This window comes from Ectothiorhodospira sp. BSL-9, assembly GCF_001632845.1.
Taxonomy (GTDB): domain Bacteria; phylum Pseudomonadota; class Gammaproteobacteria; order Ectothiorhodospirales; family Ectothiorhodospiraceae; genus Ectothiorhodospira.
In genome coordinates this window covers 2,941,425-2,963,293 of the sequence record NZ_CP011994.1, presented here as the reverse complement: position 1 = coordinate 2,963,293, position 21,869 = coordinate 2,941,425, and the positions used below count along the sequence as shown (strand labels likewise).

The following is a 21,869-nucleotide window of genomic DNA, read 5'->3' as shown; positions in this document are numbered from 1 at the left end:
GGAGCATCTGCCATGACACCACTCGTACTGGAGACACACGGCCACCTGGGCTGGCGCCGCGCCGCCGGCTTCGGTTTCGCCCGGCACCTGGCGCTGCAGCCGCTGGCCCTGGATGAGATCCGCCGGGTCGCGCAGGGCATGCCGGTGATGTTTCGCCGAGTCGATGAGTGCTGGCAGGCGGTGGCAGTGATGGGGCCCATCGCGGAGGTGAACGTTTATGTGGCACGCGATGGCCGCTGGCAGGCGCCCTATGTGCCGGCGGCGCTGCGGGTCTATCCGTTCTGCCTCGACGAAGCGGAGCAGGGGCTGGCGCTGTGGGAGGGGGCGGCGGTGGTGCCTGTCGGCAGCGAGGGAGACGAGGCGCTGGGGGACCAGGTGACCCCTTTCTTCGACGGCGGTGCCTACAGTGAGCCCCTGGTCAAGACCCAGGCGTTTCTGCATACGCTGGCGCGGGGTATCGCGTCGGTTCACCCGACGCTGGCCTATCTCGAAGAGCGGCAGCTGCTCTCGCCCTGGCAGGTGCCGGATATCGACCACCCCCAGCCCGAGCATGCGCTCGAGGGGCTCTATCAGCTCGATGAGCGGGCGTTCAATGCGCTAAGCGATGCGGACTGGCTGACGCTACGCCGCTGGCAGTCGCTGGGCTGGCTCTATGCTCACCTGGATAGCCCTCATCATGCCACACGTTTCAAGACGCTGGCCCGGCGTATTGTGTGGCCATCCCGCCATGCGCCACAGGAGGTGGATCCCGCGGATGAAGCCAGCAACCTGGTGGCCGCCATGGCCGCGGAACTGGATGGCATGAGGTAGCGTGTTCGGAAACAGGGTCAGCGTCGTCCATGCCAGTAACGAATTCTCTGCTGCAGTTACGGCTGTAGTACTAGGGCGTCACCGTCACCCAGGGCGCTTGGCGTAATGCTTTCCATAGCGGTACCGGTAACGATAACTGGAATAGCCATGGTAACCGTGGTAACCGGCGCCCAGGGAGGCCGGGACGTATTGATTGAGCACGAAACCGAGCACACGACCGCCAGCTCGCCGCAGGCGCCTGACGGTTTCCTCCACCTCGGCCATCTTGTGACCACTGCTTTCCAGCACGATCAGTGTATCCAGTCCGCGCCGTGCCAGGCTTGCTGCATCGGCGAACATGAGGGCAGGGGGGGTGTCGATGAGCACGTAGTCGTAGCGCCCCCGACATTCTTCCATCAGGGTATCGAAACGGGGACTCGACATCATGGTGAAGGCCCGGGTGCGCAGGTGGCCTGCGCCCATGACATGCAGCAGTCCTTGAGTGTCTCCCAGGTTGATGATGGTTTCATCGGAGGACGCACTCCCGGAGAGATACTCCGTGAGACCCACGGCGCGGTGATCTTCGGGCAGGTAGGGATCCAGTGATTGGCGACGGATGTCCGCATCGATCACCAGCACCCGCGCCCCGCCCTGTGACAGCACGGCTCCCAGGTTGATGGCAATGAAGGATTTGCCTACGGCAGGCCTGGGGCCGGTCACCAGGATGACGTGGCTTTGAGCGTCCGGCTGGCGGGCCATGCGCAGACTGGTGCTCAGACTGCGCATGGCCTCCGCGGCCGCGTCGTCGTCGCTGACCTCAATCAATACGGGGATCTTTCCGCCGCCGCGGGCCTCGCGGCTCAGCCGCCGCTGCAATGGGCTGAAGGGCACCACACCGTGCACCGGTAACCCGGTGTGGTGCTCCAGGGAGTCGGGCTCGTACACGCGGCGGCCTGCCGCATGGAACCAGAATGCCAGGCCCACGCCGAGTATCCCGCCCAGTATCCCGGCAATCAAGCTGGTGCGCTGGGCACCTGCCCCCACCGTGCGGTTTTCCGCCACGGCTGGGTCAATGATGCGCACGGAGCCGACGATGCCCGCCTGGGCGATCTCCAGTTCCTGGGCAGTATTGAGGAAATTCACGTAGATTTCGGTGGCCGCCTGGTTTTCACGGCGCAAGGCCAGCAGCTCCTGTTGCGTGGCCGGCATGCGGCCCACATCCCGTTCGATCCGGTCCCGTTCTTCCCGCAGGCGCTGCATCTGCCTGTCCAGGGCCTGCGCCTGGGGATGCTCGGGCGTGAGACGCAACAGCAACTCTTCCCGTTCGGCGCTCAATTCCGTGAGGCGGGTGTCCAGTTCCACCAGCCGGTTCAGCACGCGGGAGGCATCCCGGTCCAGGTCCACCGTGCCCTCTTTACGCAAGAAATCGACCAGAGACTGTTCAGACTGTTCCACGTCCTGGCGCAGGCCGGGAATCTGCTGCTCCAGAAAGGCGAGGGTGGCGCGCGCCTGCTCCGAGCGCCGTTCCACATGCTGACGCTGATAGGCGTTGGCGATGGCATTGGCCATTTGCGCCGCTGCTTGCGGAGATTCGGCGCTCATTGAGAGCCTGACAAGGCCCGTCTGGCGCCCTTGCTCTCCCGCGCTCATGCGACTGCGCAGGTCAGAGATGGCGGCCAGTTCGGATCGGCGTCGTAACTGAAACCGCGCCCCCGGCGTGGCCTGCAGTTCATGCAGGCGCAGGCTGAGTTGGCCATCCTCATGATGCAGGATCAGGCGTTCATCCACCTGACCCTCTCCGAGCCGGGTTTCGCCGTCGGCCGTCCATACGGCGAAGCGCTGGTCACCGAGGTTTTCAATGATCACGGCCTGCTCACTCCAGAAGCCTTCAAATTCGAGGGTGGCCACCTCCACCGAGGCTTTGTAACCTGCGTAGGGCGCAAGCCATGGGCCCAGGCCCGGCATTGACACCAGTGGGCTCTCGGCAGCCAGCGGGCGTCCCAGAAGTGGCGCCGGGAGTGGGCGGGTGACCACCTCTAGCTGAAGTTCGCGCACCACACGGCCCAGCACCATGCGCGACTGCATGATTTCCACCTCGGTGGGGATGCCCCGGGACTCGGATACGAATTCCGTATCCATCTGGAGCGCGAACATGGGGGACTTGAGTTCCACCTGCAGTAAGGTGCTGGACTCGTAGCGGGGCAGGCTTTGCCACGACATGAAACCACCCACCAGGACGCCAGCCAGGAGGCCACCGAGGATGAGCCACTTTCCTCGGAGCAGAAAATCCCCAATCTGGCTCAGGTCGATGGTATCGCCGTCATCGTTAGTGTGGCTTGCGGCCGTTGCGTTGACCGCGCCCCGGTTTTCCTGGGGCTGTGACGAATCATCCATTTGAAAGGGCATGGTGTGCTAGTGGGCTCGATGATGGGCAGGCACTAGTTGGTGCCCAAATTGAGGGGGCCTCTGTCGGCTTCGCGCAGAATGACGAGCGAGGGCAGCAACTGGTTGATAAAGCGGTTCCAGCGGGTGATCGGTGCTGCATCCACGTAAACCACATCACGTTCCGCCAGGGCAAAGCGGTCGCCCAGCAGCAGACCGTCGGCCCGGCGCAGATCCAGGTAGTAGACCTTGGGCTGGTTTGTATTGCCGCGCAGAACGTACACGCTGCGGGCCTGGGCCGTGGATGGGTTCAGACCGCTGGCTTCGGCAAGGGCCTGGGTGAGGGTGAGGCCTGCACGGGGCATGGGCAGGCTGGCGGCGCGGGCCGATTCACCAAGCACGTAGACACGCGAGCCCCTGTTATCCGGCACATAAACGAGGTCCGACTCCTCCAGCACCAGGCTGTTGATGAGTTTTGCACGCCCCACGCTGGCCAGAATATCAATGGTGTGGTTGCCATCATCACGGGATAGCAGAACGCGGCGAAGATCCGCGTTATCGGAGGGTCCGCCGGCTTGACTAATGGCGTCCACCACGGTGAGGGGTTGATCAGCAATAAAGACCTTGCCCGGAGTTTCCACTTCCCCCAGCACCTGCACCGAACGGCCGCGGAAGCGGACTATTCGTACATCCACCTGGGGTTGGGCGAAGACTTGGGAGAGCTCTTTGGTGAGCCTTTGCTGTGCGTCCCGTGCGGTTAAACCACCCACCTCCACACGCCCGGCATAGGGGAAAAAGATTGTGCCATCATCGGCGACCACATGGCGTGGCTGATGTTCGCGATCGATCAGCTGTAATTCCTCGTGCCCCCAGACGGTGATCTCCAGCTCATCGCGCGGGGCGATGCGATAGTCACCACGCAGCGCCGCGGACGACGCCAGGGGCAGTGGAGCCATGGGGTGATCCGTCAGATCCTGACTCTGGCGCGTGGTGAGCTTGGGGGTGATGGCGATGAGCTTGACGTCCAGCCCGGTTCGGGTCTGGTAAATGCCCTCGGGCCCACTTGAGCGTTCCAACTGGTCCGGTGTGGGCATCGACATGCCAGGTATGACAGTGCAGCCCGATAGGAATATCGGAAGCATGAACAGGGTCAACAGACCCGCGATTCTGCAAATTGCATGGGAGGACACAGTTAGCCTTTGACGGAGACACACAAAAGAAGTGTGAATTGTATCTCCCCTTTGAGACCTGGAGTCTCCTGAGGTAGGGGGGAAGCATCCGAAATGGACTTTGTAGGTGGGCTTGTCGAGCCTGTATTGGTTCAATGTGGTTTCTTTCCTTCCATGTCGACCTTTGATGAGAGGTAAATTTCGATCATCAAACAAAAATCTTGGACAGCGTCGCCAGCCATAGTCGGTGCATTAATGTCAGCGTGACGTTGCTCTTGTTGCGGGAGGCGTGTGTGATCGAAACGAAATGTGGGCTGAAGGGGAAGTATGGCGCCTACACCGTGTTTATTGGGACATGTGAGGAATTGGTGGGCGCGGGGCTCGTCCCTGCGTCTCTATTCGAGCATTGGCAGTCCAGCCGTGTGCCTTGTCGGCTATTGCCCGGTGACCATGGACGGTGGCAGGTGATCTTTGATCACGCGCGATTCGATTCCAGGGCTGATGATCAGGCCATTTTTGCCTTGCGCGGGGTCTCGCCCGAGCGAGTCAATGGTTTCGAGCAGGTGTTTGCCCTGATCGAGGCCTACCGACGGCAAGGCCGGCTTTCCGCCGAAGAAAAGGACCGGCTTGTCAATCTTTCCGAATGGCTCTGGCGTTCCCGGACACAGCAACGGGGGGGCACACCGCCACCGGATGCGCGCCCGCCCGGATCATGACGGTGACGCGATCCGCGCGCCCCTGCATCACAGATTAAAGGAGATATCCCATGGCACCCACTTGTCGTAACGCTATGTTGCAGAATCTGCACACCGGGTCTGATCAGGGGGTATCCGGGGAGGGTGTGTCCGATCATCGCCTTCGCCTTGTGCGCCAGTGGTTGCGGCGACACCGTCAGGGTGCATTGGCGGCCGGGATGCATGGCGTGCTGCTGGCACCGTTGCTGGCCCAAGCCGCTGAGTCGTCGCCCGAGAGCATGGTGCCTGCCTGGCGGCTGAAGGACTTACTGGATGTGGTGGCCCGCGAGGATGGGGGGCTGCTGCTGCTCATGGAGGACCGCAGTACCATTGTGGTTGATGCGCAGTGGGTGGATATCTCCGATGACATGCCCTTTGTGAGCGAGCACTGGCTGGCGTCGCAGGGATTGATTTGGGTGGATGACTCGGCAGCGGAGGTTGTGGACGAGGGCGCGTTGGCAGAGGAGCCGGTGGCGTTGGGTGATCTGCCGGGGGTGCAGAATTTCGTGACTCATCCGGACGGTTCGGTGAGCGTGATCATGGAAGATGGTGATTTTTACACCCTGATGCCCGATCAGGTGGAGTGGGCGGATGGGGAGCCCCTTGTGGGTCAGGCGGGGCTGGAAGCCCTGGGCCTGTGGCCGGAGCCGGGCACCGCATGGCAACCGGATGAGATTGACCCTGCTTATGTGGCCTTGGGTGTGCTGGGCGCGGTGGCGGGTATTGCGGCGGTTAAGTCCAGTTCTTCAAGCAGCCGTGATCCGGCCCCGGAACCGGATCTGAAGCTGACCGCAGCAGACGACGCGGACACCATCAGGTCACGCCTGGAAGCGGCGGAGGATGGCACGTTCACGGTGGACGCGACCGGCATGGACGCCGATCAGTTGAACGCCGTGGCGGATCGCATTGCCAAGGTGGTGGATGCGGGCATCAGTGGCACGCTGACGTTGGGCACTGCCCAGGATGCGACGCAGCTCAGTGCCCTGCTCGGTGAGGCCCTGGCGGCGGATGCCCTGGTCGACGTGGATGCACAGGGTATGGAGGCTGGCCAGCGCCAGGTGCTGGCCGATCAGGCTGCGAAGCTGAACAGCGTGGACAACCTCTCCTTGAGTGCTGATGACGCAGCCGGAGACATTGAGGCCCTGCTGGGCAGCGACGCTGTGGCTGAAAGCTCGGTGGTGGTGAACGCCAGCGACATGGGCGCCGAACAGCTCAACGCTGTGGCGGATGCTATTGCCAGGGTGGTGGATGCGGGCATCAGTGGCACGCTGACGTTGACTCAGGAACAGTCAGCGGGTCAGATGCAGTCACTGTTGGCCCGTGCTGGTGATCAGGCGCAGGTCCAGATCGATGCCACCGGCATGGACAGGGATCAGCTGGATACCTTGGCAGGTGAGCTGGCTCGGGTGGAGAGTCTTGATAACCTGGCGCTGACCCAGGCCAATAGCACATCCACTCTGATCAATACCCTGCTGGCTAGTGAATCGGTGGCCGCTGAGAGCGTCACAGTGGATGCCGCCAGCATGAATCTTGGCCGCCTGGAAGCCTTGGCTCAGCATCTGGACAAGGTGGAAGCCGCGGGCATCACCAACCTTAGCTTGACTCAAGCCAACAGCACTGCCGATTTGATCAGCTCCTTGTTGTCCAGCGATGCCGTGGCCGACTCGAGTGTCATCATCAACACGATGGGCATGGGATCCGCGAGTTTGATGGCAATCCAGGTGCGGTTTGCCAAGGTGGCTGATATCACCGTGGCGGATGGCCAGACTCTGATCTTGGCATTCGATCAGATGTCCCCGGAAGTGACCATCGCGGGTGAGGGTACTTTGAGCCTGACCGGCACGCTCTCCGCCGATGATCTGACAGAGGATGCGCTGCAGCAGCTCGCCATCGAGATCGCCACGGTGGATATACGCTCGGCCGAGTTGGCAGATGATGTGAGCCAGCTGTCGCTGCCGGGCGGGATCAGGTTTGTGCTGAGTGCATCCCAGATGGCTCAACTCAGCGAAGGCGAAGGCTTCAAGGGCGCCACCGATGAAGCGACAACGTTGATCATTGATCTATCACAGTGGGTGGACGCGGACAATCTCGAGGCAGAACTCGCTGTTGATATCACCTTGGGCAATGAACCGGACCGTGTGATTTTCGAGTTTGGTGACGACGCCCCCGACGGTGCCCGGTTGAGCCTGACTGAAGGCAGCGTTATCAATTTTGGTGCGGGTGACAACACCATTGAGGCCCGTGGTGGGGAGGTCTCCCTGAATGATGCCGACTTGGTGGTGAATGAGGAGGACGGGGGTTCACTCAGCCGCTTTAATATCAACTCGGCCCTGGAGTTTTCTCTGGATGACTTTGAAGCCCGTCTAAACCAGCGGGATGATGAGCTTCTCGGTAGCCTGTCTGGGTCGGGCACTCTGCGCGTGGTGGGTGAGTCGACCGACGACACAAGGATCGACCTGCAGGCATTCGGTGATAATTTCCAGCCGGGTGGATTGCGTCCTCCTACCATTGAGTTCACGGATCTCACCACAGAAGATGTGGACAACGGGCGCCTTACCCTGCCCAAGGAAGGCTCACCCGTTCGGATACAGCTTGGCGAAACGCTGGTGGAAGGCTTTGATCAGGAGGCCGAGTTCAGCCCGGAGATGACGGTCTTTACCTTTGGGCAACTCCAGGAGTTGGTTGGTGCCATTCGCGACGAATGGGATGGCAGTGACCAGGTGACCACGCTGCGCCTGGGCGATGCCATCCACCTTCGCGAAGGGCTCTCCTTGGGAGGCCTGGGTAACGTGACGTCGCTGGAGACTGGTGACTTCTACCTTTGGGTGAACGAGGGTGTCAGTCTGGATCTGCCAGTTGAACTGGCTGACGCTGCCCGGATCGCAGGCCCCGGTGAGGCTGAGCTGACCGGGGCCCGAGGAACATTAACGGCTGATCTGTCGGCCATTTCTGTGGAAAACCTCTCGATCAACGTGGAGGAGGGGGATCGTCTGGATTTGGCCGGTGCCGATCTGGGTACGGCGCTGCGCCTGGGGGTTGAAGACGATGCCACTCTGGTGATCACGGCGGCCCAGGCGGATGAACGGTACATTGAGGTGGACGCGGGTGGTCGGCTGGAGATTCAGGTACTGGACGGCAGTGAAGTGGACTTTGAGGCCATTCAGGTCGAGTCCGGTTCGACGGTGGTTGCCACCCTGGCCACCGATACGGTGAGCCTCGACTCGGCCACCCTGCTGGGGCCGGCCGCTGTGTCTCTGGAGACTGGTCAGACCCTGATCCTGGGCAGCCAGCAAGCCAATGGTCGCGCGATCGAAGGAGGGCAAGATACCACCGTGACGCTGTCCCGTTTGAGCAGCGAGCCCCTGGATCTCACCGGCGTGCAGGTGGAGACGTTCACCGCCCAAAATATTGGCACAGTCGTGATTTCGCCGGACAGTCAGTTGGGTGCCCTGACTCTGGGTGTGGCTGATGGACAGGAATTGAGTCTGACCGCGGATCAGGCCGATGGGCGCGAGATCCAGGGCGGCGTGGTGCAGGTGGGGGCATTGGCACAGGCGGCTGCGGCGGACCTGTCCACGATCGATAGTACCCTGCGTCTGGCCCTGGGTGATGACACATCGGTGGCCTTCACTGGCAGTCTGCCGGGAACCGGTCGGGTGCGCGTGACGGGCCAGGACAGTGAACTGGATCTGCGCGAGGCCCAATCTCTGGGAGAGGGCGGGTTCTCCATCGCTGCCGGCACGACAGTGGTGCTCTCGACCGTCCAGATCCCAGGGGCGGGCACCCTTGGTGAGGGGCATACCCGAGTCACGGCTCTGGAAGATGCCCTGGACGCTGATCTCACCCTGTTGAATAGCAGCACGGTGACGGCTGAGCTGGATTCCAGCGATAATCCGCAGTGGACGGGCAATCTGGGTTCGGCCGTGGTTGTGGTTTCCGGAACCGGGATTGTCAGCCTGGCCGCTGAGGCGGTCATTGCCGATGCACGTCTGGAACTGGGCCCCGATGCGGCCCTGCGGGTGACTGCCGATCAAACGCCCGACCAGCTGAGCAGGCTACTGGGAGAGCAGACCAACCCGGATGCAACCATCCTTGCAGACGCTTCCAACATGGATGCCGCCCAGCGTCAGGTACTGGCGGACCAGGTGGGCAATCTCGACAGCCTGGTGAATCTGTCACTGACCGCTGAGGACACTGTGGAGACTATCGAGGCCCTGCTGAGCAGCGACGCCGTGGAGGCGGGCTCCGTGGCTTTCGACACGCAAGGTCTTGTTGAGGCTCAACTGCGCCTGCTGCAGGGCCTGTTGGACAAGATCGACTTCGGTCAAGTGACTGGCCCGAATCCTATTGCCCTGATCGTGAATGAAACTCAGGGTACCGGTTTCATGGACCTGGCCGAGGCCATTGCCGCAGCCGAGGCTGGGGACGTACTGCAACTGCAGTCGGGTGAATACACCGGCGATGTCCGCATCGACAAGCCTCTCACCCTGCTCGGTCCCAACCAGGGTGTGTCCACGCGCGATGCCGAGGGTAACCCCCTGGTGGATGTGGAGGATGGTGTTCGTGGAGAGTCGGAGGCCTGGATCAACGGCAAGGTGACCATTGCCGCGCCGGATGTCACCCTGGACGGGCTGCGTCTGCATCATGTCGATGGTCCGCTCACCTGGGATACTGCGGTGCTGGGAGGTGAAGGTGCTGGGCTGAATGACTTCAGTCTGCTCAACAGCTACGTCACTGGCTACACGGGCGATAAGGCTCCCAGCTTCATGGGGGGCAGTTATAACGGCGATCCGGTGGCCTCCGGGTGGAATCTTTCCGGGAACCTTTTCGGTGGCGTGGTGGGCGGTACGGGGGGGGCGCTCTATCTGGGCGGTCTGGAGGAATCGGCCATCGCCGACAATGTCTTCTGGCGACCGGGTGCGGGGCATCTGTATCTGTCATCCCTGAAGGACGTGGACATCGAGGATAACTATTTTTATCACGGTCTCCATGCCGGCGGCGCCAACTTTGACGGGCTGGCTGAATTTCTGGATATGGATAATGGCTACGGCGGTGAGGGCGGGGACGCCCTGTTCTTCGGTCGTAACTTCTGGATGGAGATCAAGGGTCAGAACGAGGATGTGCGCATCGTCAACAACGAGGGTGCCTTCAACAGCGGTGGTATCCAGCTCTACGGCGAAGGCGACACCGCCTACCGATTCGATAATTTCGTGATCGAGGGCAACCAGTTCAGCGACTTTGTCAACGCCGACCCCGATGGGGTCCTGGGGGCCGGGCGGGCCCAGTCGGGCCTTAACGGGGCCATTGCTGTTTCCATCAACGAGGACGGTGGGCACAGCGCGACGAATCTGGTGATCAAGGATAACCAGATCGTTGGTGCCGTCGATCAGGTTTACTCCGTTCGCGATATTGTCTCCCTGGTGGAAGTGCGTGGCAATCTTGAAGACCTGGTGCTGGAAGGCAATCAGCTCACCTGGTCCGGATCGAGCCAGGCGGTGCGGGATCAGCTGGCCGGGCTTGGCGCCATGAGTAGTGAATACGATGGTGTGATCCAGGGCATCGCCTTGTCTGGCGGTCTGTCAGGGGAGGTGAATCTGTCGGAGAACCTGCTCACTGCCTGGGCCGATGCTGGTGAGGGTATTCAGCAACTGGGTCTGGATATTCGCCGCGACTTCCTGGATGGCTACGGTGAGTTCGATGCTGCGGTCAGGGTCCCCGAAGGCAATACATTTGCTGGTTGGGATATGGATGTGGTCGCCCGCGATTTTGAGGAGGGTGGACTCAACATCGAGCTGGGTGAGGGTATCGGATTCCTTCTGACATCGCCAATGGGTGGCGAGGCCTTCATGGCGGCCTTGATGGATACCATGGAGTCTCCCGAGGCAGAACCGTTACTGGTTGAGGGCGAAGATGGGCAGTTCCACGAGCTGGATCTGTCCAGCGGCGGGGGGGGCGCCGATGCGATGGACAGCGCCAATCAGTGTGTTGGTGGTGTCTGCTTGTGGGATGAGGTGGTTACGCCATCCGAGGTGCTTTGAGTCATGCGATATAGTGATGACAATGCGGAGAACGGTATCCTGGCAGCGGTGGCCACCGGGCGTGGACGTCTGCCTTGGGCTGCGCTGGGCGCGCTGGCCATACTCTCCGGCGGTCCAGCCTGGAGTGGGCAGGTTCCGGTGGTTCCACCGGAGTCCATCGTGGTTCCAGGCCCGCCGGCGCCGCCCCCTTTGGTGACGCCTGATGTCATGGGGCCGCCTGCTCCGACCCCGCCGGATGCCACATCCGACCCTGCGGGTGACGCTGAGACGGTGGAGGGTGCTTCTGTGGGGCTGCCTCCGGTGATACGCAACTTCTCACTGGAACAGCTGGACAGTGTGCAACTCGAGCAAGCGGCACACTGGGTGGAACAGGCGCTGGGTCAGCCACACCATGGCAGTGAGCTACACCAGTCGCTGGAAAGTCTGCTTACTGATATTGAATCCGCTCAGGGCACCCGTTGATCGGGTGCCCCATGGGGGCTCAGCGCCCCCAGCGGGAGAAGACGTCGTCGAATACGAAAGCCACGGCCAGGATATAACGACGACCCTCGCCCAGACGATCGGTGGCATCCCCCATGGCCAGGGTGACCTGCATGTTCAGGTCCCTCTCCAGCCAGGTCACTCCCGTGATCCACTCATCTCCCGCCCACGAAGCTGAGGCGGAGAAGCGGGTCGTGAGCCCCACACCCGCTCCGAAAAAGCTGTCGGCTTCCCGCCCCAGATCGCTGATAGCCGTGCCATGCCCTGCGCTCAGCATCACGGGCAGAGCTCGACCCCCGCTCGTGGTCAGGGGTAACAGTGTGCTACCGGATACGTAACGGTTCTGGTCTACCTCTTGGGCATCGCCCCAGCGCACCAGGTTGCCCACACCCACGGCCACAGAGGACACGCCGCCCGGCATGAGGCCCGGCAGTTGCCGATGCATCTTCAGGTTGAGGTTGCCATCCTCGGCGAATTCGGAGGGGGTGGTGCTGATGATCCCCAGGGTGATATCGACCCCCACGGCTTCGCGTGCATTGCCAAAGCCCACGCCCAAGCTCGCCGAGCCATCGTAATCCCGTTGCGCGCGACGCTCACGTCGGTCGGTGAGTACCCCCGAGGCAAAGGCCGTACCGTGGGGCAGGCCAAAGCCGGAAATGACGCCAAACTGTGCAGCTTGCGGGGTCGCTGCAGGGGAGGCTATCGCCAGTTGTCTGAGGTAATCCAGAAATTGCTGATCGGTGATGGTGCCTTGCGTGGAAGACGCTTGCGCCCAGGTAGGGGTGGCTACCAGGGCGGCACACAGCGACCAGAGCAGCAGCCGGGCCAGGCCGGGGCGACGAAGCAAAAGCGGTGAGTTCATGCAGCATGCACTCTGTTGGTGTGAATCTGCATGTTGTCCTGATCCATGGTGTTGTTGTACCGGGGCATTGTCCGAATTGAAGGTAAACTGCATCCAAAACGGATCAGTCAGATCGCCTGATGCCTCTGAAGCCAGCTCATATGCAGTTAAGGTGTGAAGTGGATAAGCCATCGAACGCGACCCACATCACCCATGCGATGCCTGTCCGTGGCGTTGAGATGTGCGGATGGGGTCATGACAAGGATTGGACCATGAAACGACACGCCCCAGATGCAATCCATTCATCGCCCCGTTGCTCATCACCGCGTGGCGCAGTGGCGCCCCTCCAGTGCTGGATGGTGATGCTGGGGCAGTCATCTGACTCCCGGATATCGGGCACCCTGAGGAAACGTGGTGTAACCGTGTGGCAGGATTCCGATCCTGCCACGGCACGGAAGCAGATAGAGGCTCGTATGTCGGTGGACTGCATCCTGATCGATACCACGCATGATGAGTCCGGAGGCTTCTGCTTCGTCGATGCGGTGAGGCAGGCCGTCAAGCGAAAAGGCTCGGTACCGCCGGCCATCATCGGGATGACTGGGGCCACTGACCTGGCCGCTCTCAAACGTCTGTTCGCCAAGCACGTTGATGATTTGCTGCTGCATCCATCCGACAGTGATGCGGTGCTCGAAGCCTTCATGCGGGGAGCTGCGCTGACTCGCCTGCGGCGCGAGTTGCTGTCTTCCCGTGCCATCCAAAGACTGTCGCATATCAACTTGCGCATGCAGGAGATGGATCTTCACGAGGGCCTGCGGCCGGTGGTGCCGAAAAAAAATCTCTCGCAAGTGTTGCGAGCCTTTGAGGATCGGGCCTCACCGTCCTGCCTGGGTATGTAGTGGCACCCCTTTGGTGGGATTTCTTGCAGTCGAGAATTCAATCATGCGTGATCATTGGTATTTGGTGTTTTGCAAGCCAAGAAAAGAGATGCAGGCTGCGAAAGGCCTGGAGGAACAGGAGTATGCCGTCTACCTGCCACGGCTGAGACGTCGGGCCCGCCGATCGCGGCGCATCTCTGAGCTGGAGGAGCCGCTGTTCCCGCGATATCTATTTGTGTCCCCCAGTTACGGTGAACAGTCTCTGGCCCCTGTTCGTTCCACGCGAGGAGTGAGCCACCTGGTGCGTTTTGGCGGGGAATGCGTACCTGTGGCTGGGGAGTTGATCGAAGCACTGCGTAAGCGAGAAGACCCGCAAACTGGCTGCCATCATTTGAACCTTGCCCCCTTGCAACCGGGACAGAGGGTGATGATCACTGCAGGCCCTCTGGCTGGCATGGAGGCAATCTTCCAGGCCCAGAACAGTGAGGAGCGAGTGATCGTGCTGCTCAACTGCCTGGGCCGGGGCACCCGCACCCAGGTGGACCGCCACGCCATAGCTGTTTGACCCGCCACTTTGCCAATATCCGATATTGTAAATATCCGAAATGGAGGGGAGGCGCGCTTGTGGCGCCTGTATTGGTTCAATGTGGTTTCTTTCCTTCCATCTCGGCCCGAAAACCGGGGTAAATTTTAGAGAAGCGTTAAATATTCACGACAGCATTGTCCTGCATGGCCGTTGCGATCGAGGTCATCATGGCATCGCTCCCTGTCTTGGGAGGTATGCGTGAGCGAAACCAACCTACACAGTCCGGTGTTGTGACGTGACCGGTGAGCCCCTGATCAACTTCGTGACGGACGCGCCCCTGCCACCTGGTGAGCTGGCGCAATGGCGGCATCTTTCCTGGGATCAGGGGGACGCGATCATGTCCAGGGATCCCTGGATCTGGCCTGCCTATTACTGGATGGGCCGCAGTCTCTACACGGTGAACCTATCCAATGAGCCTCGCCAGGATGCCATCAATGTGATGACTGCGCGTCGCTTGCGCCAGTGGCGCGGTTATGTGCCCGGGCAGTGGTTCGTGGTGGCGGTGAGGGGTGAGGATGTCGCCTTCCCCTATGCGCAACTGGAGGTGGTGCATCACGCTGCTCAAGGAGGGCAGGGCGCGCATGTGATCCTGCCGTTTACCCCGCCTGGGGTGGGGCCGCGCGAGAGGGGGCGCGCTCAGGTGTTTAACGTGGGCCTGGCGCTGCCCGCTGAAGAGAACGGCATTCCCATTGACCGCTTGCGGTGCATCCTCGGGGATATGGGCCTGAGACTGGCCGATCGGTCGCAGTCGGAGCATGGTCACGATCTGGGGTGTGTGGACGTGCTGCTCGGCGTTCATGGCCTGGATGGGCGCGATCATCCCCGCTGGTCCTCGCGACCATTGCAGACGGCCTGGCAGGCCCGGATTCCCTTCATTGGCGGCTTCGAGGCGGCCTATTCGGAACTCGGTGAACCGGATCGGGATTACTTGCGCGTGGCCGACGAGGCAGGCCTGAAGCATGCGCTATGGACACTCAAGCTCAATCCCTATCGATACCACTGCCTGGTTCAGGCTGGTGAGCGGCAGCTCGAACGTTGCGACGCCGCATGGGTGGGGGAGCGCTGGGCGCAGTTCATCCATCGGGTGGTCTTGCCGGCTTTTCAGGCCTGGTACGCAGGCCATCCGGATATGTGCAATGCCATGTGCAAGAAATTCGCTTTCAATGTTCTGGAACGATCGCCCTTGCGCCGCCTGACCCGGCTGGCGTTGTATCACTGATCTCAGGAGATATCGTGTGGCACAGGTTTGTCTCAACGCCCATTTGCAGCGCGCGCATGGGGGGGGTGTGCCGGATCATCGACGTCATCTGGTGCGCTCATGGCTGCAATGGCACCGTCGGGGCAGGTTGGCAACCGGGGTTTGTGGCGTGTTGCTTGTGCTTTCGCTGGCACAGGCCGCTGAGCCGCCGCCCGAGGGTATGGTGCCCGTCTGGTGGGTGAATCAGGTGCTGGGTGTGGTCGCTCAGAGTTAAGCTCAGATCTGGTGTATGGGGGGAGGAAGTGAAGGTGGCGTATCCTGTTGATTGATCACGACCAAGATCTCAATCAACAAAAGCGGATACGCCATGACCAAGTCTACCCTTCAAGCTGTTTCACAACCAGAACCGCAGGCCACGGATCCGCTGCACGAGCTGCTGCGCCAGGGTGCCCGCGACCTGATTGCCCAGGCGGTCGAGGCCGAACTGGCCACTTTCCTGGCGCAGTATGCCGAGCAGCGCCTCGACGATGGGCGCCAGGCGGTGGTTCGCAATGGCTACCTGCCCGAGCGCACGGTGCAGACCGGGATCGGTGATGTCAGCGTCCAGGTGCCCAAGGTGCGTGACCGCAGTGGCGGTGGCGCCTGCTTCAACAGCAGTCTGCTGCCGCCCTACCTGAAGCGGGCTCGCAGCGTTGAGGAGTTGATCCCCTGGCTCTACCTGAAGGGGGTCTCCACCGGGGACTACCAGGAGGCCCTGAGGGCATTGCTGGGTGAGAAGGCCAAGGGGCTCTCGGCCAACACGGTTTCACGGCTCAAGAAGCAGTGGGAGGATGAGCACACAGCGTGGCGGCAGCAGGACCTGTCAGACCGCCGCTACGTCTACTGGTGGGCTGACGGCATCTACAGCAAGGTGCGCATGGATGACCGCTTGTGCCTGCTGGTGATCATCGGGGTCACGGAGCATGGCCGCAAGGAGCTGGTGGCTGTCGAGGATGGCTTCCGTGAGTCGGCGGATAGCTGGGAGGCGCTGCTGACCCACTTGCGGGAGCGCGGCCTCACCACCGGCCCCAAGTTGGCTGTGGGCGACGGTGCCATGGGTTTCTGGGCAGCGCTGAGCAAGATCTATCCACAGACGGACCATCAGCGCTGCTGGGTCCACAAGACAGCGAATGTGCTCAACAAGCTGCCCAAGTCGGTGCAGCCCAAGGTCAAGTCCGATCTCCAGGAAATCTGGATGGCGCAGACCCGAGAAATGGCTCACCAGGCCTTTGATCGCACCCTGAAATGCTTCGAGGCCAAGTACCCCAAGGCGATGGCCTGCCTGGCAAAGGATCGGGATGAGCTGCTGGCATTTTACGATTACCCTGCGGAGCATTGGGTGCACATCCGAACCACCAACCCGGTGGAATCGACCTTCTCCACGGTTCGCCTGCGGACCAAGCGCAGCCGGAGCTGCGGATCCCGGGCGACGACATTGGCGATGGTATTCAAGCTGCTCCAGAGTGCCCAGAAGCGCTGGAGACGCATCAAGCATTTCCAGAAACTGGAACTGGTCGTCAACAACGTCAAGTTCCAGGACGGAGAGCAAGTAATCGATCAGTCAGACAGGAAGGCCGCCTGACCGCCGTACACCAGATTTGACAATAACTCGGTCGCTCAAGATGATGGTGGCCTGCTGTTGATCATGGCGGACCGTCATACCATTGCTGTGGATGCTCAGTGGGTGGAGATCTCTGATGACACGCCCGTTGTCAGTGAGCACTGGCTGGCTTCGCAGGGATTGATGTGGGTGGATGATCCGTAGCAGGTACCCCAGGGCTCGAGCCTTTTATCTCCAATATGGATCGATGCACAGGCACTCTGGTTCAGGAGGCGCCGGCGTCGAATATTTTTTTAACAATCAGGGAGCGCTCCATGTCTTCGGCTGGCATCGGTCGGCTGAACAGATAGCCCTGTCCCTGCATGCAGCCATGGTCGAGCAGGAAGTCCCGTTGCACGATGTTTTCAATACCTTCGGCAATGACGTTCATGCCCAGGGTCTCGCCCAGTCCGATGATGGCCCGGATGATGGCGGCATCCTCGGGGTGATGGGCGGGGTCTTCCTCCATGTCGGAGACGAAGGACCGATCGATCTTGATGGCGTACACGGGCAGGCGCTTGAGGTAGTTCAAGGAAGAGTAGGCGGTGCCAAAGTCGTCAATGGATATGCGCACCCCACGAGCATTGAGTTCGGTGAGTGTGTGTATGGTTTGCTCAATGGAACTCATGGCCGCGCTTTCGGTGACCTCGATTTCAAGATCGTTGGCGTCCAGGCCGGTTTCGGCCAACACGGTGAGGATGCGTTCGACAACGCCGGGCTCCCGGAACTCACGCGCCGACAGGTTGACCGCCACGGGCACCGTCGGAACACCCCGGACCTTCCAGTGGCGAATCTGCTCGCACACCTGCCGCAGGATCGTCGGCCCCAGCGAGAGGATGAATCCTGTCTCCTCCGCCAGGGGAATGAAACGACCTGGTGAGATGATGCCCCATTGGGGGTGATGCCAACGCACCAGGGCTTCCAGGCTGAGGGTGCGCCCGGTGACCAGTTCCACCCGGGGTTGATACACCAGATGGAATTCGTCTCGCTCCAGCGCCTGGCGCATGGCCTGGTCCAGTTCCATGCGTTCCTGCAGTGCCGCGTCCATTTCCTGGGTGTAAAAGTGGTAGCAGCGTCGCCCCTCGGCCTTGGCGCGATACATGGCCGCGTCGGCATGACGTACCAATTCTTCGGGGCGATCACTATCACCAGGAAAGACGGCAACACCCATGCTCACGGTCATACAGATCTGGTTGGAAAGTAGTGATATGGGCTGGCTTAGTTTTGCCTGGAGCTTGTCGATTACCGGGATCACATCCTCCGCATGCGTGAGGCTGGACAGCAGCAGGATGAACTCATCACCGCCGAAGCGGGCCACGGTGTCTTCCTCGCGCACCAGGGTGCGCAGACGCTCCGCGATGTGAATCAGCAGTTGATCGCCCTGGGCATGGCCCAGTGAATCGTTGACCACCTTGAAGTCATCCAGGTCAATAAACACCACGGCCACGGTATGCCGATCCCGTCGGGCCTGGGCAATGGCCTGACCGATCCTGTCCAGCATGACGTTGCGATTGGGCAAGCCTGTCAGCGGGTCATGGAAGGCCAGATACTCCAGGCGCTTGGTCAGGGCGCGCTTGTCGGAGATGTCCTCCGCCAGCTTGATGTAATGCGTGACCTCCTCACGGGCATTGCGGATTGGTGAAATCCGCGCCTGCTCCCAGTAAGGCTCGCCCGAGCGGGTGCGATTGTTGAACTCGCCCTCCCAGGTTTTGCCGCTGCGGATCGTTGCCCAGAGTGCTTCGTACCTCTCGACGTTCTTTTCGCCGTAACGCAGCATGCCGGGTCGCTGTCCGAGCACCTCCTCGCGGGAGAACCCGGTGATGTCACAGAAACGCTGGTTCACGTACTCGACCACGCCATCGGTGTCGGTGAGCATCGCGACACCGGGGCTTTGCTCTACGGCGTAGGCCAGTCGCTCGCTTTGTTCCTCGGCCAGCTTGCGCTCCGTGACGTCCAGGGTGGAACCCAGGATCTTGCGCAGATGTCCCCCCGGGCCATGGACGGGGGAGGCTTGATGCAGGATCCATCGCCACTGGCCCGTCTGATGATGCATGCGCACTTCAAGGTGGAATCGCCCTTGGGGTTGGCGAGTGTACTGCTCGAACCGGCGAATGGCCTCATCGCGCTCGTGCGGGTGGATCAAGGATCGCCAAACTTCCAGGTCATCCTCCAGTTCATGATCCTGGTAGCCCAGTTGCGCCTTGAGTTCGGGCGAGAGAAAAACATCCCCATCTGGCCGCCACTCGAACAAGCCCACGTTGCCGCCCTGAACCGCCTCCCATAGCCATTCCTGGTCCCTGAGTCGGGTCGTGAGATCCACATCCATGGCGTACAGACTCAGATTGTCCTCAGCATGCTGCACGACCACATGGCAGGTGAGTACCTTGAGGGTGTGCCCTTCTCGATGCCGCAGGATCAGCATCTCCGAGGTGGGTAGGTGCTCCCCCTCGCGCACGTCCCGCATGCCCTGGAAAAAGGCCTCGTGATCCTCCGGAGCAATGATGAGATCGGCCAGGTTGGCGCCCAGCGCCTCATCGATGGAATAGCCATAGAGGTGCTCACTGGCGGGATTCCAGTAGGTTACCGTCCCATCTGGCCGGTACCCCTGGATGGCAATCTCGGGCACGTTATCCAGTAGCTGAGTCAGGGCCGCTTCATTGCGCTGCAGCGCCTCCTCCGCCTCGTGGCGCGCGGTGATGTCCCGATTGGTGCCGCGGTGCCCCCGGTAGCGGCCCGACGCATCCCGGACGGCGCGGCAGTCGTGCTCGATCCAACGGACATCGTCTGACGGCGTGATGATGCGAAAATGCAGTAGCGCGTGGCTGTCCTCACTGCCCGCGTGCAGATGTCCTTCATACACCGCCCGATCATCCGGATGGATGATGCGCAACATGAGGTCCGGATCGTCCAGAAAGGCCTGCGCGGGATAACCGGTGATCTGTTCGCAGGCGGGTGACACATAGCAGTAACGGTTGTCCTCACCCAGCCAGTAATCCCAGTCGGGTGAGAACTGCGCCAGGATCCGATAGCGCTCCTGCTCTTCACGCAGCCGCTGGTTCAGATCCTCCAGGGCCTGCCGCTGCTCCACGGCGGCGGTCTGGTCCACCACACTGCAGACGAACTCTGTGTCTTCATCGTAGGTACCCGGGATGCGGATGAGCTTGAGGTCGGCGATCAGCCGCCGCCCGCCGGCACCGCGCAGTGGGATCTCACGGCGTTCAGCGGACCCTTCGCGGGCAGCCTCGTCCAGCGCCTTTTCCAGTTCACTGCGATGATCGGGTAGTGCCAGATGCTGAAATAGTTGCTGATCCATCGCCAGCAACGTCAGTGCGGCGCCATTGGCCTCTCGTACATGGCCACGTTGGTTGATCACAAAGGTGGGGTATGGGAGGCCCTGATAGAGGCGATTGAACCGCGTCAGCGCACGTTGAGTAACTCGTTCCCCTTCTTCCAGGGCTTCAGACTGCAGGAGAAGTTCAGCGTGGTAGGTATGCAATTCTTCCATGAGGTGGCCCAGATTGACTTCGCCCCGCTCGATCTCCACGTCGATATCCTTCCATACATTGTCGCGTAGTATGGCCCGGGCACGCTCGCGTAACCGATTCTTGTCCATGCTGGCTGCCTAGTTGAAAGCCTCTCCCAGACTAAACTGAATTCAAGTTGATTGAAATAGCCAAAGCCTTTGTTACGAGACCGGTGTTCTGGATGGTATCGGAAGCATGGCCTGGATGCTGCTGTCGCAGCGCATCGCCGGCAAGGCCAGCTCCCACGGTGCCGGGCATTGAGGTCAGGTGGTTGGCCCTTGTGGGAGCGGGCCTCGCCCGCGAAAGCGGTGTGCACATAGCATGGCCAGGGCGCTGTTACCGCAGAAATCGCCGGCAGGCCAGCTCCCACGCATCCGATAGCCGCGATTTTGGCTCCGCCGCTTCGTCTATAGATCAAATCGATAGATCAGGCCCACATCGAACTGGGTCTCGGTGGGGTCGATCTTCAGACGCGTGTCGCCGTCCATCCAGGACTCGGAACCGTAATCGATGCGAAAGGCCTCAGCGCTCAGATGAACATTGTCGGATAAGGCAAATCGGGCTCCAAAACCATATCCAACTCCGCTGAAGTCTTCATCGTCAGAACCTCTCCCATCTGGGCCTATCACCGTGAGTTCATAGTTTCTTTGCTGGTAGCCCATCGTCCAGTACAGCAGGGTTCTGGGGGTGGCCACGTAGCCCAGTTTCGCCTTCACGGCAAAGCCTTTATCTCCCTCAAGGTCCAATGTTGTCCGCCCTTCGCTATCGGATGCTGACAATATCTCCTCGTCGAACGCATTGGCGACGGTATAGCTGACTTCCGCGCCAAAATAGACCTGACTGCCGGGTACCACATGACCGAATCCCGCGCGAACGTCGAAGCGTGAAAGCATGTCATCTGCGCCGAAGCGAATAGTGTCTTGTGAAGAAGAGTCGGACTCCTCGAAGTCTGCATTGAAATCCGAGAATAGCCCGGCCGATCCCCCAAGATAAGGCCCCGAGAAAATGCTCTGGGCATGAACGCTATGTGGGACTGCCAGAAAGCCACCTGACAGGCTCAATGCGAGCACTAAACTTTTCTTACGAAAAAAATGATTTAACATTATAGTCCTCCAGTCCTTTTCCCTATGAGGCCTCATCCTGCCAGTTCATTGGCCAGATGAAAAGGTACCGGGTTTTCCTTGATGGGTGAATTAATGAATGTTGCTGCGTATTCTTTTCAGGTTGGATTTATTTATGTGATTTATGGCCTGTTTTAACCCGCAATAGGGTGATCATGGGTGGCTTTAGGTGATGCATGATTTAACGTTTATGCATCCATTATGGATAGGTCCATGAAGTGCTCAAGGACTGATATGTTTTAGAGGTAAAGAATATCGAGACCACCGGGTTGCTGCGATGGGCGCGCCATTGCCACAGGTCCAGGAAATATCCCTGTCGCGCAGGGGCTTTATCTCGTCATTGGACTTGAGCTTGTCCCAGGAGACTTCATCATCGGTTGCGTCGGCGTCTGCCGGGCAGGTACTTGCGCACGTCGGAGCGGCCCATGTCTTCGCCCAGGACGGGATGCGCGCGCACCGCCTCGCCATCCGTGGTATCGGTGAGTGTGCGCAT

15 protein-coding genes are annotated in these 21,869 nt (G+C 60.8%); 9 read left to right on the top strand and 6 right to left on the bottom strand.

Annotated features, from left to right (window positions below; all coding sequences use genetic code 11):
- The first annotated feature begins 12 nt into the window (after nucleotides 1-12).
- Nucleotides 13-810 carry a SapC family protein gene (locus ECTOBSL9_RS13750; RefSeq protein ID WP_063465520.1) on the top strand — a complete coding sequence of 266 codons (798 nt, stop codon included), beginning with the start codon at nucleotides 13-15 and terminating at the stop codon, nucleotides 808-810.
- Between the two features lie 84 nt (nucleotides 811-894).
- Here ECTOBSL9_RS13750 and ECTOBSL9_RS13745 read toward each other — a convergent pair whose 3' ends face one another.
- Both ECTOBSL9_RS13745 and ECTOBSL9_RS13740 read right to left on the bottom strand, forming a co-directional pair.
- The gene (locus ECTOBSL9_RS13745) at nucleotides 895-3,195 is read right to left on the bottom strand and encodes a polysaccharide biosynthesis tyrosine autokinase (protein WP_082829946.1); all 2,301 of its coding nucleotides are present in this window, start codon (nucleotides 3,193-3,195) and stop codon (nucleotides 895-897) included.
- 32 nt (nucleotides 3,196-3,227) lie between these two features.
- A complete protein-coding gene (locus tag ECTOBSL9_RS13740; RefSeq protein WP_168161569.1) occupies nucleotides 3,228-4,271 on the bottom strand; it encodes a polysaccharide biosynthesis/export family protein in 1,044 nt (347 codons plus the stop codon).
- 362 nt (nucleotides 4,272-4,633) lie between these two features.
- On the opposite strand from ECTOBSL9_RS13740, the gene ECTOBSL9_RS17060 reads away from it, so the two are divergent.
- The 3 genes from ECTOBSL9_RS17060 to ECTOBSL9_RS13725 are packed head-to-tail and all read left to right on the top strand — an operon-like array spanning nucleotide 4,634 to nucleotide 11,574.
- Nucleotides 4,634-5,056, top strand: a complete 423-nt coding sequence (locus tag ECTOBSL9_RS17060; RefSeq protein WP_156500140.1) for a hypothetical protein — start codon at nucleotides 4,634-4,636, stop codon at nucleotides 5,054-5,056.
- Between the two features lie 50 nt (nucleotides 5,057-5,106).
- Nucleotides 5,107-11,112 carry an ATP synthase subunit K family protein gene (locus tag ECTOBSL9_RS13730; protein WP_156500139.1) on the top strand — a complete coding sequence of 2,002 codons (6,006 nt, stop codon included), beginning with the start codon at nucleotides 5,107-5,109 and terminating at the stop codon, nucleotides 11,110-11,112.
- A gap of 3 nt (nucleotides 11,113-11,115) precedes the next feature.
- Nucleotides 11,116-11,574 (top strand): hypothetical protein, encoded by a 459-nt coding sequence (locus ECTOBSL9_RS13725; RefSeq protein ID WP_063465515.1) that lies wholly within the window; start codon nucleotides 11,116-11,118, stop codon nucleotides 11,572-11,574.
- A gap of 19 nt (nucleotides 11,575-11,593) precedes the next feature.
- Here ECTOBSL9_RS13725 and ECTOBSL9_RS13720 read toward each other — a convergent pair whose 3' ends face one another.
- Nucleotides 11,594-12,454: a hypothetical protein gene (locus ECTOBSL9_RS13720; protein ID WP_156500138.1), complete on the bottom strand. Its 861-nt coding sequence runs from the start codon at nucleotides 12,452-12,454 to the stop codon at nucleotides 11,594-11,596.
- A gap of 401 nt (nucleotides 12,455-12,855) precedes the next feature.
- Between ECTOBSL9_RS13720 and ECTOBSL9_RS13715 the strand changes: the two genes are divergently transcribed.
- From ECTOBSL9_RS13715 to ECTOBSL9_RS13700, 5 genes are all read left to right on the top strand, one after another.
- The gene (locus ECTOBSL9_RS13715) at nucleotides 12,856-13,329 is read left to right on the top strand and encodes a hypothetical protein (RefSeq protein WP_156500137.1); all 474 of its coding nucleotides are present in this window, start codon (nucleotides 12,856-12,858) and stop codon (nucleotides 13,327-13,329) included.
- 43 nt (nucleotides 13,330-13,372) lie between these two features.
- Entirely contained in the window at nucleotides 13,373-13,873 is a 501-nt protein-coding gene (gene rfaH / locus ECTOBSL9_RS13710; protein WP_063465512.1) for a transcription/translation regulatory transformer protein RfaH, read from the top strand.
- A 256-nt stretch (nucleotides 13,874-14,129) separates the two neighbouring features.
- Complete coding sequence (locus ECTOBSL9_RS13705; protein WP_063465511.1) at nucleotides 14,130-15,113, top strand: hypothetical protein; 984 nt, start codon at nucleotides 14,130-14,132, stop codon at nucleotides 15,111-15,113.
- Nucleotides 15,114-15,129: 16 nt separating this feature from the next.
- The gene (locus ECTOBSL9_RS17055) at nucleotides 15,130-15,366 is read left to right on the top strand and encodes a hypothetical protein (RefSeq protein ID WP_156500136.1); all 237 of its coding nucleotides are present in this window, start codon (nucleotides 15,130-15,132) and stop codon (nucleotides 15,364-15,366) included.
- Between the two features lie 93 nt (nucleotides 15,367-15,459).
- Nucleotides 15,460-16,713 carry an IS256 family transposase gene (locus ECTOBSL9_RS13700; RefSeq protein WP_063466214.1) on the top strand — a complete coding sequence of 418 codons (1,254 nt, stop codon included), beginning with the start codon at nucleotides 15,460-15,462 and terminating at the stop codon, nucleotides 16,711-16,713.
- A gap of 244 nt (nucleotides 16,714-16,957) precedes the next feature.
- Here the strand turns inward: ECTOBSL9_RS13700 and ECTOBSL9_RS13695 are convergent, their stop codons facing one another.
- The 3 genes from ECTOBSL9_RS13695 to ECTOBSL9_RS17690 all read right to left on the bottom strand — a co-directional run bounded on the left by ECTOBSL9_RS13695 (nucleotide 16,958) and on the right by ECTOBSL9_RS17690 (nucleotide 21,869).
- Nucleotides 16,958-20,344, bottom strand: coding sequence for an EAL domain-containing protein (locus tag ECTOBSL9_RS13695; protein WP_082829944.1), 3,387 nt, complete (start codon nucleotides 20,342-20,344; stop codon nucleotides 16,958-16,960).
- A gap of 318 nt (nucleotides 20,345-20,662) precedes the next feature.
- Nucleotides 20,663-21,358 carry an outer membrane protein gene (locus ECTOBSL9_RS13690; RefSeq protein ID WP_168161567.1) on the bottom strand — a complete coding sequence of 232 codons (696 nt, stop codon included), beginning with the start codon at nucleotides 21,356-21,358 and terminating at the stop codon, nucleotides 20,663-20,665.
- 388 nt (nucleotides 21,359-21,746) lie between these two features.
- The gene (locus ECTOBSL9_RS17690; protein ID WP_256366315.1) at nucleotides 21,747-21,869 is read right to left on the bottom strand and encodes a hypothetical protein; all 123 of its coding nucleotides are present in this window, start codon (nucleotides 21,867-21,869) and stop codon (nucleotides 21,747-21,749) included.